This window comes from Methylotuvimicrobium alcaliphilum 20Z, from assembly GCF_000968535.2.
Lineage (GTDB): Bacteria > Pseudomonadota > Gammaproteobacteria > Methylococcales > Methylomonadaceae > Methylotuvimicrobium > Methylotuvimicrobium alcaliphilum.
Map to the genome: position 1 here is coordinate 3,549,552 of NC_016112.1, position 17,403 is coordinate 3,566,954.

Consider the following 17,403-nt stretch of genomic DNA (forward strand, 5'->3'; position numbering starts at 1 on the left):
CGCCCCCTCCATGCTTTAAGGATTTGGCCGTAAATAACTTCCCTATTTTAAGGAGGGTTCGGTTGCTCGATTGGCAGGTGTCGGCGGCAGGGCAGATTTTTGCTCCTGCAAAATCTGCATTCATGCCATCCATGGCAATCAGATTCCGCCGTGTCAAGCCTACACGGACGTATTCACGGCGTCCTGCCAAGCGAGTGACCGAACCCTCAACAAGGCTCATAGTTCCAGGACGTTATTTATTACGAAATCCTAAGCGGCAATGAGCATCATTTATGCGAAACGCCTGAAAGGTTGGCGCTTTATTTTGTTCAATGGCTGCCTGGGCTTGAGTCATGCCTTGGTCCTATTCAATGCCGGCGCCTACATCGCGATGCTGCCCCGCGTCGCCGGCGGACTCGGCATTCCATTGAGCTATGCTACTTGGACGCAAACCGATTACATGATCGGTTTGGCGCTGGCCTTTCCTGTCGGCGGCTGGTTGTCTCGGCGCATCGGCGAGTACCGCCCCTTTGTCGCGGCCTTTACGATCTTTGCGCTGGCCTCGTGGATTTGCGCCTACAGCTCATCGTTCTATGCTTACTTGGCCGGACGTATCGTCATGGGCTTTGCCGGCGGTCTGACGTTGCCGCTCGGGCAATCGCTGCTGATCAAGGAGTTCCCGGATAAACGCAAATCGTTAGGTATCGGGGTCTGGAGCCTATTTACCTTGACGCCCTTCACTTTCGCGCCCCCCTTCGGCGGCTGGATCGCTGACACCCTGGGTTGGCGCTGGTTGTTTTGGATCAACGTTCCGATCGCGCTCACGATTGCCGGAGTCGTCGGCGCGCTACTCTACCGGCGCGGCTACAAGCGAATCTGGCGGCGCTTCGACTTCACCGGTTTTATTTTAATAGCCGTAATTCTGGGTTGCCTGCAAACGATTCTAAATATTGGCAACGACTGGGATTGGACGAATTCGCTGCTGATCGATGCCTTGATCATCGTCATGGCTATCAGTCTCGCCTATTGGATCGTTTGGGAACTCGGCGCACGTTATCCGTTTTTGGATATCGGACTGTTCGCGCATCGCAACTTCACAATCGGCGCCCTATCGCTGTTTCTGGGCTTTCTGTGCTTTCAAGGCCTGCTATCGATGCTGATCGTGCAATTGCAAATCACCCTAGGCTACTCGTCATGGCTGGCCGGACTAGTGTTTCTGCCAATGGCAATTTTCGCGAAACCGATGGGAGGGATCTTCCATGAGATCATCAAGCGCTTCGATGCCCGCCTGTTGGCCTCTTTTAATTTACTCGGCTTCGCGGCGACCTATTTCTGGCTCAGCCGCTTCGATGTAAGCGACGCCTATGCCGATCTGTTCTGGCCCAAGCTATTGGAAGGCATTTGTTTGGGCAGTTTTTTCGTGCCGTTGACCGCGCTGATGCTGCACGGCTTGCCGCCCGAACGACAATGGCGAGCCGTCGAATTGGCCGGACTGATGCGGATTGCCGGAGGCGCATTCGGAATCACACTGCAAACCATCATCATCTATCAACGCAAGCCGTTTCATATGACCCGGATAGCGGAAGTCCTGACACCGCTCACACCTCGTTACGACCAAGCCATGGAACCTTTACTTGCGACCGGGCTGTCCGAAGGGCAGGCATTCATTAAACTGGCCAAAATCGTGGAACACGAATCGGTGCTGAACGCAATGAACGACGCTTACTGGTTGGCCGGCTGCCTATTCGTCGGCTTATCGATCTTGGTTTGGTTCGCTTATCCGACCCGGCAACCGGCTAAATCGACGATCGCCCGCGCGCTAAGGCGCAAGGCTCAACAAGCCTTATCGGAGGGGCCATGACAGATAATCTGGCCAAACAACACACCGTTAGCGCATGCCTGCTCGGCGGTACGCTATTGATAGCCGGTTGCGCGTGGTTTCCCGAAAGCACGCAACGCGCCGTAATGAATGCGCTGCCTGAGATCGGCCAAACGATTAGCGAGGCACAGCAAAGACTGCCGGCGACCGATCGATGGCCGGATCCGGCTTGGTGGGACATTTTTAACAATCCGCAATTACAAACCCTGATCGAAGCCTCGCTCGAAAGCAACCCGGATCTAAAAGCCACCGCGGCACGGCTAAGCCAGGCTCAGTCGATGGTCGATGCGCAAGCAGCCGAACTGTATCCGACCGTCCATGCCAACATCACCTTCAATGCCCAACGATTTTCCGCGAACAGCGTGCAAGTCAAATTCGCCGGAGAAAATTTCCGGCACATGCTGATCAACCCGTTAATCTTGCGTTATCACCTGGACTTTTGGGGACGCGACAAAGCCGCTTTGCAGGCCGCTGTCGGCCGTGCCGTTGCTGTCGAAAACGAACTGGCCGACGCCAAATTATTGTTATCGGCCACCGTTGCGCAAGGCTATTTCGACCTGAGCGAAAGCGCCGAAAAACTGAAACTGATACAACAAATCGTGCGGCACAAAGAAGCATTGTTAAAACTCGAACAGACTCGGCTCGAGCTCGGCTTGGTCGAACGCTCCGCTCCATTGACTACAGGTATCGAATTGAACGCAGCCCGAGAAATCGAAGCCGCTTTTCGCGCCAAGGTCGACCTACAGCGCCATTTGCTCGCGGCGCTCGCCGGACGTGGCCCCGACTGGGGACAAAGCATCGCGGCCGACCCAAGCTTGTTTCCGAAACGCTTGAACCTACCGGCCGACCTGCCGTTGAGCCTGCTAGCGCACCGTCCCGATATCGCCGCGGCCAGACTGCACGCCGAAGCCGCCGCCGAAGAAATCAAAGTCGCCGAAACCGCATTTTATCCGGACGTCAATCTAATCGCATTTACCGGCCTGCATAGCGTTAGCATGACCGACGTGATGCTGCAAGGCGCAAGCCTGGCCTATGCCGTCGGACCCTCGATCGAGTTTCCGATATTCGAAGGCGGCCGTCTGCGCGCTAATTTGACTTATCAAGAAGCCACCTACGATGCGGCGGTGGAGCGCTATAACGCCAGCCTGCTGCATGCCGTACAAGAAGTCGCCGATGCCTTGACGCGTTGGCAAGAGATCGAAGACAGACTCGCTAAGCATCAACATTCGCTGGAGGCGGCTCAAAGCAATGAAAGTCTCGCGCAAACCCTCAATCGAGCCGGACTCAACAATCGTAGCGATTTGCTGGAAGCTCGAATTCAGGTTCTGGATCAACGCTACCACTTGGCGACGCTCGAAAACGAACGCTTCAAAACCGCCGTGCAGCTCTTTAAAGCCCTGGGCGGCGGCTATACCGAAAACGACAAACTATGACGACAGCCGTACCCCAAAAAATCCGTCCGAGAGAGATCCTCCGCAAGCGTAACCGCCGATTGAAAGGCGTAACACTGGCGATATTGCTGGCCGGCTTGAGCTATTTCGCCTATTGGTGGTATATGAATCGGGATTGGGTCGCTACTGACGACGCCTTCGTCGCGGGACATTTGATCACAATCAAAGCGTTGACCGAAGGCATCGTCGTCGAAGTCGCGGCCGAAAACACCCAGGCCGTGCAAGCCGGCGACCTATTGGTTCGCCTCGACGGCAACCATGCCGAAGTCGCCCTGCAACAAGCCAAGGCCGAATTGGCCGAAACGGTTAGAAACATCGTCACGCTGAAAGCCCAAATAGACACGCTCAATCATCGCGTCATTGCTCGGCAAGCTTCGTTGGCAACAGTTCGCCACGATCTGAAACGTTACGAAAGCGCCCTCTTCGAAGGCGCAGTATCCGAACAGCAAGTGCAAAACGCCCGCGACCGGCTACGCGAACTGGAAGCGGCAATTAGCGAAGCCGAAGCGGAAAAATCGGGCATTCAAGCGCAATTGCTCGAAACCGACATCGACCACCATCCGTCCGTCGAAAAAGCCAAGAGCCGTGTCAAAAAAGCCTATTTGGATTATCGGCGCAGCAACATCTTCGCGCCGGTATCGGGCTATGTTTCCAATCGCCGCGCGCATGTCGGCGATCATATCAAGTCCGGTATGCCGTTAATGGCCATTGTGCCGCTAGACGAAGTCTGGATAGAGGCCAATTTTCTCGAAACCCAAATCGCTTCTATCCGCCCCGGCCAATCCGCGGAAATCAAGATCGACGCTTACGGCGGCGAAAGACTATACCATGGCACCGTGCAAGGCCTAAACCCCGGAACCGGCAGCGTATTCGCGGTACTGCCGACCAACAACGCCACCGGAAATTTCATTCATATCGCCGAGCGCGTGCCGGTCCGCATCGGCCTTGACCCGAAAGAAATACAAGAACACCCGCTGCAACCGGGACTATCGACACTAACCCGTATCAACATTAGCGAAACGGGCGAGCCGCTCTTGACCTCGAGCGTCAGCATCCGAAGCGAGTTTTATCGCACCACGATCTTCGATAACGAATTGGAAGAAGCCGAACGATTGATCCGCGAAATCATTTATAAAAACCAACCTAACAATAATCGCTTAAATGAATAATCCCTAAAAAAGCATTTCACCATGAAGATCATGAAGAATAAGAATTTAATTCAATAACTTGTCATTCGTTTGTTTACAACTTTCGCTCACCCGAAAGGTTACCGGGAATGTTTAGGATTTGGTCGTAAATAACTTCCTTATTTTATGGAGAACTCGGTGTAACTCGATTGGCAGGCGTCGGCGGCAGGGCAGATTTTTGCTCCTCGGCAATTGCTCCTGCATTGCCCTAATACACGCCATCCATGGCGTAATGCAAAATCTGCATTCACCCAGCACCTAAATTCCATAACTCATTGTCTATGGTTAACTATCTTAGATAATTTAGGTGCTGGGTGAATGCCATCCATGGCAATCAGATTCCGTCGTCAAGCCTACAGGGACGTATTCACGGCGTCCTGTCAAGTGAGTTACCGACCCCTCAACAAAGCTCATGGTTCCAGGATGTTATTTATCACGAAATCCTTAGCTCATCTCTTGAAATACTTCATTAACTTCATGTGCTTCATGGTTGAACTGCCGAATTTAGGATAATGACGAATTACGCGCGATTCTTAAAATCATTTCACGAAAATCGGCTAAGTCTCACTGTTGATTAGCTAATTCCAGTTACCCACAAAACCTGTGGATAACTCTGTGCATATCTTGATGATGAAAGCTTCCATGCCGCGTAATTATTACGGCTTTGTTAAATTGATCATTTTTTATACAAGCATCATATTTTCATTAAATCAATGACTTACGAAGCAATATTGGTTTCCGTAAGTCCTTGATTTATGAATTTCGGCCTGAAAATCGATTAATGCGCTCGGTGTGTATAAGCCGGCTACGGTCAAGTCCTTTTTTGATTTTTTTGCCATCGACAAGCCTTAACTTAACCGCAGCAGTTAGTCCACTAAAACCACGAAATACACGAAAGTAATCAGCGACATACTTTATTCTCTTGAATCACCCATCGGATGAACAGTTTAGAAAGCATAACTATTTAAATATTTTCGTGATTTTTGTGTATTTCGTGGACAAAATGCTTTTCTAGGATAAAGTTATACCTTTGGTACTTCAAACTTCGGCAGTGCCTGAGAAGGCGCAGGGGTGCTGGCATAGAGCCTACAGGGATGTATTCACCCAGCACCCAAATAAGCCATGATTTGAAATCATTGCCAAAAACCTATGGAATTTAGGTGCTGAGTTCATGGCGTCCTTTGACGAGCAACCCCGCCGCCGAATTTTGATCTACGAGGGGTATAGCTAAATTTTGAGTATACGGGAAATAATAAATGAACCCGGCGCTCAGTAGTACCGGTGGAATCACAGAAACCGCCCGGCATAAACCGGGCGTTTCATATGCGGAGCTTCATCAATCGCAGTTGAACGGATGTTCCAGCATGATGGTTTCGTCACGGTCGGGACCCGTGGATAGGATCGCTACTTTGACGCCGACCAATTCTTCGATACGTTTGATATAGGCTTTCGCGTTTTCCGGCAATTTGTCGTATTCGGTCACACCTTCGGTGCTATCGCTCCAACCCGGCATTTCTTCGATGATCGCTTCGCAAGCCTGATAACGATCCGCGCCTAACGGAGCGGTTTCGGTGACTTCGCCATCCAGTTTGTAAGCAGTACAAATGCCGATTTTTTCGAGACCGTCGAGCACGTCGAGTTTGGTCAGGCAAATGCCGGTTAAGCTGTTCAATTGGGCGGATTTGCGCATCGATACCGCGTCGAACCAACCGGTTCGGCGTTTGCGCCCGGTCGTCGCGCCGAACTCATGACCTTTCACCCCGAGATGCTCACCGATGTCGTTCATCAATTCGGTTGGGAACGGACCATTGCCGACCCGCGTCGAATAAGCCTTGGTAATGCCCAATACATAATCGAGATTCAACGGACCGACGCCGGTTCCGGTCGAAGCACCACCGGCCGTTGTATTCGACGATGTCACATAGGGATAGGTCCCATGGTCGATATCGAGCAATGCGCCTTGTGCGCCTTCAAACAATATTTTTTTACCGGCGCTTTGATACTTTGAGAGTACGTCGCCGACATCGGCCAACATCGGCTTTATTTGCTCGCCTTGAGACAGAACTTCGTCGAGTGCTTGGTTAAAATCGACCGCGTCGACTTTATAATAATTTGTCAGCATGAAGTTGTGATAATCGAGTAATTCTTTCAACTTGTCGCTGAAGCTGCCGACATCGAATAGGTCGCCGGCTCGCAAACCTCTACGCGCGACTTTATCTTCATAAGCAGGGCCGATACCGCGCCCGGTCGTGCCGATGGCTTTGTTTCCGCGCGCCAGTTCGCGGGCCTGATCGATCGCGACATGAATCGGTAGTATTAATGCGCATGCCTCGCTAATCAGTAGTCGATTCTTAACTGAAATACCGGCCTTTTCGAGAATCTCGATCTCTTCAAGCAATGCATTAGGCGCGAGCACGACACCGTTGCCTATCATGCATTGCACGTCTTTTCGCAGAATACCGGATGGTATCAGATGCAATACGGTTTTCTGGCCTTGTATGACCAAGGTATGCCCCGCATTGTGGCCGCCTTGAAAACGAACGACCGCATCCGCTTGATCGGTCAGCAAATCGACCAGTTTACCCTTTCCTTCGTCACCCCATTGAGTGCCGATGACTACAACATTTTTTCCCATGATGATTCCAAAATTAAGCGATAGCCTTAACAATCCAGTCGGTATTATTTTTTTCCAAGATCGAAGTAAATCCAAGCTCTTTGTAATTTGTGTTCTGTCCGGGTAATTCACGGATCACGGTACGGCCTTCGGCACGTAAATCCCGAATTTTTTCGGCCAACTCCCTGTCTTCGGAAGCAGGGGCAAAAATAATTTCCGGCCGCTCATACGGAATAATGTCCTTACTCAACACCGACAATAATTTTAAATCGGCGCTAAAGCCCGTGGCAGGCCGAGCTCTACCGAAGACTTCGCCGATATTGTCGTAGCGTCCGCCTCTAGCTATCTCGCGCCCTACGCTCGGCATGAAAGCCGCAAACACGACGCCGGTATGATAACGATATCCTCTAAGTTCGGCCAAATCGAAACTCAACGGCAAATCAGGAAAAGCGGCCGCCATTTGATCGGCAATCATTTGCAAATCTGCCAAGGCCTGTTTTACGGCATCGCCGGCATCGGCAAACACGGCTCGTGCTTGCTCGAGTGTTTCGTAACCACCATTGAGTTCCGGCAACCTGAGCAACATTGTTTTCAGTTGTTCATCGAGAGCCAATCCTTCGATGAGTTCTCGAATTTCCGGCCGCGCTTTTCGCTGCAACGCGTCGAACAATGCGGCTTCGTCGGCATCGGTCAATTCAGCCTGTTCCGATAAGGCTCGATAAATACCGACATGCCCTAAGTCGAGATGAACGTTTTTCAAGCCGGACATCGCCAACATTTCCAACATCAACGAAATCACTTCGACATCGCTCTCACGGCCTTCGTGACCGTATAATTCCGCACCGATCTGCATAGGACTCCGGGTTTTTTCCAACGGGTCCCCAAGCGTATGCAATACCGTTCCGACATAGCATAAGCGGGCAGGCGTACAATTATTAAGGTTATGTGCATCGATACGCGCAACTTGCGGCGTCATATCGGCACGAATGCCCAACATTTCACCGCTCAGCTGATCGGTTAATTTAAAAGTTTGGAGATCCAAATCATGACCGGACCCGGTCAACAGAGAATCCAAATAATCGATCATTGGCGTAATAACCAGCGAATATCCCCAACACGAAAAGACATCCAATAACTTACGCCTAAGATTTTCCAGGTGCTTAGCTTCAGCCGGCAAGACCTCTTCGATACCGTCGGGCAAAAGCCAAGTATTTTTTTGTTGCATTTTTTACGTACCCACTCAAACAAAACGCCCCGTAAAGACGGAGCGTTAGTTCTGTAAAATGCCCAATCGACTTGATTGAACAATAAATTTTACCACTCTTTATTTCTGAGACTTGAAGTACTTAAAGAACTCTGATTCCGGATCGATGACCATCATACGTTCAGGATTGTTAAATGTCTCTTTATAAGCATTGATACTACGGTAAAAGCTATAGAATTCAGCATCTCTTGTAAACGCTTTAGCATAAGTATCGGCCGAAATCGCATCGCCTTCGCCTCGCAGCTTCTCGGCTTCTCTAAAGGCTTCGGCAAGAATTACGACACGTTGTCTATCGGCATCGGAGCGAATGCGTTCAGCGGCCTCGGAACCTTGAGAGCGAAACTCCCTAGCTACCCGTTCACGTTCGGCTTCCATCCTTCTAAACACCGAACTACTGACATCGGGCGGTAAATCGATACGCTTGACTTGAACGTCGATGATATCGAGACCTAAATCCGCTGCTATCTGCGTGGTTCTATCAATCAAGATTTGCCGTATCGCTTTTCGGTCGGTCGCAACTAACTGCGTGATATCCCGTCTACCGAATTCGCTGCGGAAGGCATCCTTGATAATCTGATCCAGTCTTAAATTAGCCTGATTGATATCACCGCCAACTACGGTATAAAAGGCCTTGACATCACCGATTCGCCATTTAACAAAAGAGTCGACGATTACGTTTTTCTTTTCAGCGGTCAAAAAACGCTCCGGCGATGTATCCATCGTTTGAATACGACTATCGAACTTTTTGACATTGTTGATGATTGGCCATTTGAAATGAATTCCAGGCTCGTAATCGTTTCTGACAATTTCACCTAATTTGAATTTAATCGCTTTTTCGGTTTCCGATACGGTAAAAACGCACATCAACCCAACGAACAAGATTGCAGCGACACCGATTAAAATTTTATTCAAAGTCATTAGCGTCCCCTTCCTTCACGACCGCGAGTAGTGGTTCGAAAAACCGGATCGAGCGGCCTAGTTTGCGTCACGCTGCCGGTTTGAGGCTTTGGCGCGGATTCTTCCGTTGGAGATTGTTTAATCAACTTATCCAAAGGTAAATACATCAAATTATTACCGCCTTTTACATCGAGAAAAACGGTATTCGAATGGGTCAATACACTTTGCACCGATTCGATGTACAAGCGATTGCGAGTCACCTCGGGAGCCTTTTTATATTCCCCGAGCAAGGCCAAGAAACGACTTGTTTCACCTTCCGCACGAGCTATCACCTGCTGTTTATAACCCTGGGCTTCCTCCATTTTTCTGGCCGCGGCGCCGCGCGCTTTCGGTATCACATCGTTCGAGTATGCTTCCGCTTCATTGATCAAACGCTGCTGATCTTCTCGAGCCTTGATCGCATCTTCAAACGCACCCTGAACTTGCTCAGGCGGCTGAGCATCCTGCAAGTTGACACTAGTTATTTGGACGCCCGATTCATAAGAATCCATGACATCTTGAATTTCCTCCCTGATTTGCGCCACAATTTCAGTACGCCCTTCGGTCAAGACAAAGTCCATTTTACTCGACCCAACCACTCCACGCTGAGCCGCTTCGGTCACCTGTTTTAGTGTGATCTCAGGGCTAACGACATTGAACAGGAAATCCTTCGCATCCTTGACTTGATATTGCACAGCCAAACGGACATCGACGATGTTTTCGTCCTTAGTCAACATTAATGCTTCTTTCGGCACCGATCCTAAAGTCTGTTGAGAGCCGCCACTACGATAACCGACTTCTATAAAACGTTGCCGTCTGACATTCACTAATTCGACGCTTTCGACCGGAGCAGGCATGTGCCAATTCAAACCGGCTTGCGTCGTTTCGGTATATTTACCGAAACGCGTAACGACGCCGTGATTACCTTCGTCGACGATATAAAAGCCGCTTAGCCCCCATAGAACGACAGCGCCCCCAACAAGAAACCCGAAACCTTTCATCGATCCGCCCGGCGAACTGCCGCCACCGCCGCCACCGCCGAAAATTCCGCCTATCTTTTCCTGAAGCGCTCTGATCGCTTCATCCAGATCCGGAGGACCTTTATCGTCTCCTCCACGACCGCTCCAAGGATCTTTTTTACCGCCGCCAGGCTCATTCCAGGACATAGCTATGCTCCATTTGGATTTTCTTAAATTAAACATTAAAAGATGTCTATTTCAGTAAAATAAAAAATCGGTGATACGAAAAACCAACATTCGCAACCGCTTCAATCACTTAATAAACCTATAAATTTAAACAAAAATTATTTTTGGCTCCCACGTTTTACCTTATTTTTATTTACGGCTTCCGATAAAGACCACAAGCACGAAGAGAGCAACAATCATTTGGGTTATGGATAGTCATCAAATCGGGGATTATCCTAAAAAAACTACCTTTATACAAACCTACTTATCAAGATTAGAATATTCATACTACGCCTCCAACTTATCAAGCGATTTCAAAACACCCAAATGCTTTTTATCGATTTCGACTAGTAAATCCCATCCTCCCGTATCGCTCGCTTCTTCCTCGAGGACCGTTCCTAAACGGAAAAGCTTTGCTCGCACGTCGCCTTGAGTTGGCAAAAGACTGAGCTGTCGTCGCACTTTGCTGGAAGCAAAAATTTCGGCTAACACCTGATAAAGCAAATCAATCCCCGCACCGGTTTCGGCCGACAACCAGACTCTCAGAACATTACCTTCATCATCCCTGTCGATATGCGGCTCAATATCCGGCAAGAGGTCAATTTTATTAAATATTTGCAGCTGTCTGATTTCATCCGCTTCGATATCCTCTAAAACCTGATTAACTTGGGCGATAGTTTCATCGCGGTCTTCGGCATTAGCATCAATCACATGCAGAAGCAGATTTGCCTCGCTAGCTTCTTGTAATGTCGATCTGAAAGCGGCAACCAACTCATGAGGCAAATGTCGAATAAATCCGACGGTATCGGCCAAAACAATTTCGGCATTATTAGGCAATACGCATTGGCGCAAAGTCGGATCGAGCGTCGCAAATAACTGGTCGGCCGCATAAATTTCCGCACCGGTCATCGTATTGAATAGCGTTGACTTCCCCGCATTGGTATAACCGACCAACGAAACCGACGGAACTTCGGCTTTTTTACGTTTACTTCGCCCTTGATGTCGCTGTTTGGCAACTTTATTCAAGCGACGTTGAATTTGTTTAATCCGAACCCCTAGAAGCCTGCGGTCAGTCTCGAGCTGCGTTTCACCGGGCCCCCTTAAGCCGATCCCGCCTTTTTGCCGCTCCAAATGCGTCCAGCCGCGAATCAGGCGAGTGGATAAATGCCGCAATTGAGCCAATTCGACTTGAAGCTTGCCCTCGAAAGTCTGCGCGCGCTGCGCAAAAATATCCAAGATCAAACCATTGCGATCGACCACACGAACTTCCAACGCTTTTTCAAGGTTACGCTCTTGGCTTGGTGACAAAGGATGATTAAATAAGACGATATCGGCCGAATATTCGCTAATGGCCTGCTTGAGCTCCTCAAGCTTGCCGGTACCGATAAAATATTTCGAATCGGGACTTTGCCGGCTGCCGGTCAACACATAAACAGGATCGGCGCCCGCCGATTTAGCCAATTCTTTCAGTTCCGAAAGGTCTTCGGGTGAAGTATGTAAGGTGAGGTGAACGAGCACGGCCCGTTCACCGGCATTTGGACGCTCAAACAATCAAGCGCTCCTTGTATCGTTAATCTTCAATGAGTTCGTTTTCACGGGTTATTTTGACGGGTTTTCCTGGAACGATCGTTGAAATGGCATGTTTATAAACCATTTGGCTGACCGTGTTTTTTAGCATAATGACATATTGATCGAACGAATCGACACGACCTTGCAGCTTGATTCCGTTCACTAAAAAAATCGATACAGGGGTATGCTCTTTTCTGAGTGTATTTAAAAAATTATCCTGCAAATTTTGCCCTTTCGACATCCGCTTTCTCCTTATTATTTTTAGCTAGCCTAAATAAACTATGAATACACTATACCAATACTTTTCAGTAAGTCTAACTTAATTCGTAGAGCATTTTAACCGGTTTTTAATACTCTTGGACAATTATTAACCAATAGCACACTGATCGCCCTCGGCAATCAAGCATGCCTGGAATTTTTTTATTGTCAATTGCCGGCTAGATTCAACACTGATGCTTGTTTAATCAAAAATAATCCTATAGGGACTTCGTGAAAAATAATTTCCTGGAGCTATGCGTTTTGTAGCGGGTTCGGTAACTCGCTTACCTTGCATTAAAAATAGGGAAGTTATTTATGACCAAATCCTAGGGCAAATTTTCAATAAACTACTCTTGAACGACTATGTAACAATTTTTCCCGGCACTGAACAAAGTCATCATAGCTTTCCAAAAACTTAACCGGCGATACCGATACCCTAATTTCGCGCATATCTAAAACCGTCGATGCTCGCACGTAGACAAAGGTCGGCGCGTTGCCTCGCAATAATGCATCGAGCATATCTTCTGCTGCATTTCCATACACACTGAGTCGATCAAAATCTCGGCCATGCGCTGCATCGTCCAAATATACCGCATGATTAGGTGATGCTAACTCCTTATGTATCCAGGGCGCTGTTGCTTCGATGACATTCGCCTTGATGATATCCGCCTTAACTCGCCTTTCCTGCAATGAGAATTTTAACGCAGCCCCGGAACGATGACTAAACACCGCCACGCCATAATTGGGGACGGTTTGTTTAAGAAGGCATTCCGATTGACCGCTTTCAACGTCCCATTTTGCATCCATCATCGGCACTTCGTAAAACTCGGCATAAGCCTTGGCAGTCGAAACAATTAATAATAATACAATCAATCCACTAAAAAGTTTCATATTCATTACCCGGTCGTTTTTATCCATATACAGATAGTATCGGCAAACTAAGCGGATTATTTAAACTGATCCATGACAAAATCCTCGACTACCTTGACGAAGTGCTCGGGCTGCTCGGCATGCAACCAATGCCCGGCATTCGCAATTGTTGCGACAGCCGCGTTAGGAAATAACGCCGGAACGGCTTCGGGCCGAAAATAAGCGGAATTTTCTCCGGTTATGAACAATACCTCTCCGACAAAACCAGCCATTCCCTCGACGGAAGGAAAACCGACGATATAATCGGCCGACTGTTGGCAATAATCCAGATTGATGCGCCAAGCATACTGTCCATCCCGCAATATCAAGTTTTGCAATAAAAATTGCCTGAAGCCAATATCGGGAATCGCCTCAGATAAAAAATCGTCAGCCTGCTTACGATTCGAAAGCGATGCCAAAGGCAAGCGGTCAAGCGCCTCGATAATACGATCGAAATTGTGTTGATAAGCGACCGGCGCAATATCCGCGACTAACAAACGCGACACCCGCTCGGGATAGTTAAGTGCGAACCACATTGCGGTCTTGCCGCCCATACTATGTCCAAGCAAGGTAGCCGATTCTAAATTCAGACGATCCATAAATGTCGCCAAATCGGAGGCCATCAGCGGGTAGTCCATGCGCTCAAAATGGGGCGATGCGCCATGATTGCGCTGATCCGGCACATACACACGAAAACGTTGGGATAAACGCTTGGCAATTTGCCTCCAGTTGCGAGACGAAGCTAAGAAGCCGTGCAAGATAACCATTGGCGGCGCGCTCTCTTCGCCGAAGGCTTCGTAATGTAACTGAATGTCGCTCATGATTATATAAAACTGAATGCGGCACCGATTAAGCCGCCGAAAACACCGCCCCAAACTACAAGCCAGCCCAAGTGTTGACGGATAATAGTCTGCACAATCTCCTTGACTAGCTGAGGCGTTAATTGATTCAAGCGCTTATCGATAACGGTCTCGATTTTGTCGACAATATCCTCGCCAATCTTATGAGCGTCCAAACTATGATGTAAAGCTTCTTTGAAGCGCTCCGAATCGACCGTTTCGGTTAAAATGAGCTTCATTTTCTCGGTAAAAGGCTCTTTGAGCGGCTTCAATGCGTCTTCTCCTCCCATCATCATCAACATGCCGCCGAACGAAGAATTCATGATTGAAGCCACTAGACCCTCGTAAACCCGGTCATAGTCGACCGCATTCAGTATCGGCTCTAAATTCAAAACCTTGCCGCCCTCCCGCTCTTCTTTCTCGATAAATTGCTCGACATTTTCGACGGTAAAAAACTGCTGCATCATCAGAAGCTTGATCGACGACTTAAACTCCTCGAAGCGATTGGGGATGACACCGGAGCCATATAACAACGGCACTTTTTCAAACAACATATGCACGGCCAACCAATTAGTAATCGCACCCGACAATGCAAAAAAACCGACCGCTTTCATTAAATCTTGCTGTACCGGGCACACATAGCCGGTAACAACGATCAAAACCGCCAGCAAGTTCGTGATTAAACTTTTGTTGAATAACTTTTTCATGATGATTTAAACAATAATAATCGTAACTATTCAGCGCATGCGGTAGGTTGGTGTCAGGCATTGATTTCTAAGGACGCGTGAATACATCCCTGTAAGCTCTGACTGCAACGTCCTGTTGCAGACAGCCTTATAAATCAATGCCTGACACCTTCTCATACATGACTTATGCTGAATAATTACTAATAATCTTTTCAATGGAAGCAGTACCCGAGACTATGGGGTTGAAGTCATAGGCTTCAAGCCGTTTAAACATATTGCCCGGCACACCAACCCGACGACCAAGCCCATTGAAAGTTATAACCGCCGAGCCAACCGGTCACATCGAGCACTTCGCCGATGAAATACAAACCCGGCACATCATGACAACCCATCGTTTTCGATGAAATCGCGTTGCAATCGACGCCGCCCAGCGTCACTTCGGCGGTGCGGTAGCCTTCCGTCGCGTTCGGTTTGATCGTCCAATGGCTGATACAGTCGGTAATAGCATCGATTTGAGCAGCCGATAAATCCGCCATATTACTATTCAGCAACTTTTCTTCGATTAAACAGGCAATTAAACGTTTCGGCAACAATTCGGCTAGCACGGTCTTTAACGCAGCTTTTGACTTTGTCGTTTTAAGCTGTCTAAGATACTCAGCAAGATCGATCTCGGGTAACAAATCGATCGTCAATGACTGTCCGGGACGCCAGTAGTTGGAAATCTGCAGCATCGCCGGACCGCTTAGTCCCCGGTGGGTAAACAACAAATTCTCGGTAAAACTTTGCTCTAAACAACTCACCCGGCATAACAGTGCGATACCGGAAAGTTCGGATAATAACTGCTTGTCGTCCGGTTGCAGCGTAAACGGTACTAAGCCGGCCGAAGTCGGCCAAACTTTAATACCGAATTGTTCGGCGATTTTATAGCCGAAAGGCGTCGCGCCCATTTTAGGAATCGACAGACCGCCGGTAGCAATCACCAGCGAACGGCATAAATAATTTTGCAGCTTGGTTTTAATCAGGAATTGTCGATCGGAACGATGCTCAATGACTTCGATGTGAGTATTCAAGGTAATGTCGACACCCACCGAATCGCACTCGGTCAACAGCATATTAAGAATATCCTTGGCGCTGTCATTACAAAACAGACGACCGAATTCTCGCTCGTGATAAGGAATGCGATAACGCTGAACCCAATCCAGAAAATCCCATTGTGTAAATCGACTCAAGGCCGATTTACAAAAATGCGGATTATGGGAAATATAATTGTCCGGCTCAACCGAATAATTGGTGAAGTTACAGCGTCCGCCTCCGGACATCAGAATCTTTTTACCGGGCTTTGCGGCTAATTCCAACACTTTCACATTGCGCTTACGTTTACCTGCTTCGATGGCGCACATTAACCCGGAAGCGCCCGCACCGATTACAACGACATCGGTTTCCACCATAGTTTATATCCGCAAAAAAGCGGCGAACTATACAAGAACCGCAATCAAATCACCAGACTTCGAGTCAATCGGCGTGAGAAATTAGCCTTGTAGGACATACATAAACGACAAGCGCATTTGAAAAAAAATGAGACAGGCCCATCAAAAACTTTTTTGCTCCGTATACCCTTCCGGCTCATGCATGACCACAGCGCCCAATTCGGCGAATCGAAACAAACGCATTGCGCGTTCGCCGTTATAATCGAGCACTCGCAAAGGGCGATCCGCACTTAATTCTTGTTCGGCCTTTTCGAAATGATGTCCATAGCGCTCTCTGGCCAACGGCACCGGAATTTCATAGGCGACAAACTTTTCGACGCCCTTGCTTGCCAGCACTGCTAAAAAAGATTGGTCGTCGACTTGAGAACGATCCGTCATCACAACCATCGTGCCGCTACCGGAGAATAATAAAAATACTTTCATCGTTTAAGCCTCGCGAAAACCCGTAAGCAACATCCTCAACCGGAGGTAAGAATAATATGACACGCTTGCGCATGCTCAGCAGCCGTTCGGCCGAGATCGGTCAAATATCCGCCATCCGCTTGCGTTACCAAGCCTTTTTGGTACAAACGCGCTACTGCATCGATCACTGAGGTATCGGCATCCTTATGAATTTTGATTCCCTCGAGTGTCGTCGTCAGGTTGTAATGCAGCAAAATATTGAGTTCGTCCACTAATTCTTGTTTGAGCATGTATGTTCTCCATTTATTATTAATATCATTAGACCACAGAATAAGGGGTAAGCGGTAAGCGGTAAGCGGTAAGCGGTAAGCGGTAAGCGGTAAGCGGTAAGCGGTAAGCGGTAAGCGGTAAGCGGTAAGCGGTAAGCGGTAAAATGATGCAGCATTTAATTCGCTTGTCAAGCGCCGATTTCACCTTTCACCTTTCACCTTTCACCTTTCACCTTTCACCTTTCACCTTTCACCTTTCACCTTTCACCTTTCACCTTTCACCTTTCACCTTTCACCTTTCACCTTTCACCTTTCACCTTTCACCTTTCACCTTTCACCTTTCACCTTTCACCTTTCACCTTTCACCTTTCACCTTTCACCTTTCACCTTTCACCTTTCACCTTTCACCTTTCACCTTTCACCTTTCACCTTTCACCTTTCACCTTTCACCTTTCACCTTTCACCTTTCACCTTTCACCTTTCACCTTTC

The 17,403-nt window shown here is 48.5% G+C and carries 16 protein-coding genes; 3 read left to right on the forward strand and 13 right to left on the reverse strand.

Translation table 11 applies throughout. The annotated features are described in order from the left end of the window. Positions 1–259: 259 nt before the first annotated feature. From MEALZ_RS14930 to MEALZ_RS14940, 3 genes are read left to right on the forward strand one after another with little or no spacing between them, the layout of a single operon-like run. Complete coding sequence (locus MEALZ_RS14930) at positions 260–1,840, forward strand: DHA2 family efflux MFS transporter permease subunit (RefSeq protein ID WP_014149483.1); 1,581 nt, start codon at positions 260–262, stop codon at positions 1,838–1,840. After that, on the forward strand, positions 1,837–3,291 hold the full coding sequence (locus tag MEALZ_RS14935; protein WP_014149484.1) for an efflux transporter outer membrane subunit: 1,455 nt from the start codon (positions 1,837–1,839) through the stop codon (positions 3,289–3,291). Before MEALZ_RS14930 ends, MEALZ_RS14935 begins: the two co-directional genes overlap by 4 nt. After that, a complete protein-coding gene (locus MEALZ_RS14940) occupies positions 3,288–4,478 on the forward strand; it encodes an efflux RND transporter periplasmic adaptor subunit (protein WP_014149485.1) in 1,191 nt (396 codons plus the stop codon). The genes MEALZ_RS14935 and MEALZ_RS14940 overlap by 4 nt, the downstream gene beginning before the upstream one ends. A 1,354-nt stretch (positions 4,479–5,832) precedes the next feature. On the opposite strand, the gene MEALZ_RS14945 is transcribed toward MEALZ_RS14940, so the two are convergent. The 13 genes from MEALZ_RS14945 to MEALZ_RS22790 form a co-directional block, all read right to left on the reverse strand. Continuing rightward, positions 5,833–7,131, reverse strand: a complete 1,299-nt coding sequence (locus tag MEALZ_RS14945) for an adenylosuccinate synthase (protein ID WP_014149486.1) — start codon at positions 7,129–7,131, stop codon at positions 5,833–5,835. A gap of 13 nt (positions 7,132–7,144) precedes the next feature. Further along, on the reverse strand, positions 7,145–8,335 hold the full coding sequence (locus MEALZ_RS14950; RefSeq protein WP_014149487.1) for an ATP phosphoribosyltransferase regulatory subunit: 1,191 nt from the start codon (positions 8,333–8,335) through the stop codon (positions 7,145–7,147). A 99-nt stretch (positions 8,336–8,434) separates the two neighbouring features. Further along, complete coding sequence (gene hflC / locus MEALZ_RS14955) at positions 8,435–9,292, reverse strand: protease modulator HflC (RefSeq protein ID WP_014149488.1); 858 nt, start codon at positions 9,290–9,292, stop codon at positions 8,435–8,437. Beyond that, positions 9,292–10,476, reverse strand: coding sequence for an FtsH protease activity modulator HflK (gene hflK / locus MEALZ_RS14960; RefSeq protein ID WP_014149489.1), 1,185 nt, complete (start codon positions 10,474–10,476; stop codon positions 9,292–9,294). The genes hflC and hflK overlap by 1 nt, the downstream gene beginning before the upstream one ends. A gap of 306 nt (positions 10,477–10,782) precedes the next feature. Continuing rightward, on the reverse strand, positions 10,783–12,045 hold the full coding sequence (gene hflX / locus MEALZ_RS14965; protein ID WP_014149490.1) for a ribosome rescue GTPase HflX: 1,263 nt from the start codon (positions 12,043–12,045) through the stop codon (positions 10,783–10,785). 19 nt (positions 12,046–12,064) lie between these two features. After that, on the reverse strand, positions 12,065–12,304 hold the full coding sequence (gene hfq, locus MEALZ_RS14970) for an RNA chaperone Hfq (protein WP_014149491.1): 240 nt from the start codon (positions 12,302–12,304) through the stop codon (positions 12,065–12,067). A 356-nt stretch (positions 12,305–12,660) separates the two neighbouring features. Continuing rightward, positions 12,661–13,212 (reverse strand): hypothetical protein, encoded by a 552-nt coding sequence (locus tag MEALZ_RS14975; RefSeq protein WP_162472974.1) that lies wholly within the window; start codon positions 13,210–13,212, stop codon positions 12,661–12,663. Positions 13,213–13,268: 56 nt separating this feature from the next. Next, a complete protein-coding gene (locus MEALZ_RS14980) occupies positions 13,269–14,051 on the reverse strand; it encodes an alpha/beta fold hydrolase (RefSeq protein WP_014149493.1) in 783 nt (260 codons plus the stop codon). Between the two features lie 2 nt (positions 14,052–14,053). After that, the gene (locus tag MEALZ_RS14985) at positions 14,054–14,776 is read right to left on the reverse strand and encodes a hypothetical protein (RefSeq protein ID WP_014149494.1); all 723 of its coding nucleotides are present in this window, start codon (positions 14,774–14,776) and stop codon (positions 14,054–14,056) included. Positions 14,777–15,021: 245 nt separating this feature from the next. Next, positions 15,022–16,203 (reverse strand): BaiN/RdsA family NAD(P)/FAD-dependent oxidoreductase, encoded by a 1,182-nt coding sequence (locus MEALZ_RS14990; RefSeq protein WP_014149495.1) that lies wholly within the window; start codon positions 16,201–16,203, stop codon positions 15,022–15,024. Between the two features lie 141 nt (positions 16,204–16,344). Further along, positions 16,345–16,665: a hypothetical protein gene (locus MEALZ_RS14995; protein WP_014149496.1), complete on the reverse strand. Its 321-nt coding sequence runs from the start codon at positions 16,663–16,665 to the stop codon at positions 16,345–16,347. A 35-nt stretch (positions 16,666–16,700) separates the two neighbouring features. Then, positions 16,701–16,934 (reverse strand): TIGR02647 family protein, encoded by a 234-nt coding sequence (locus tag MEALZ_RS15000; protein WP_014149497.1) that lies wholly within the window; start codon positions 16,932–16,934, stop codon positions 16,701–16,703. A 28-nt stretch (positions 16,935–16,962) separates the two neighbouring features. Beyond that, positions 16,963–17,118, reverse strand: a complete 156-nt coding sequence (locus MEALZ_RS22790; protein WP_162472975.1) for an alpha/beta hydrolase — start codon at positions 17,116–17,118, stop codon at positions 16,963–16,965. Positions 17,119–17,403 lie beyond the last annotated feature (285 nt).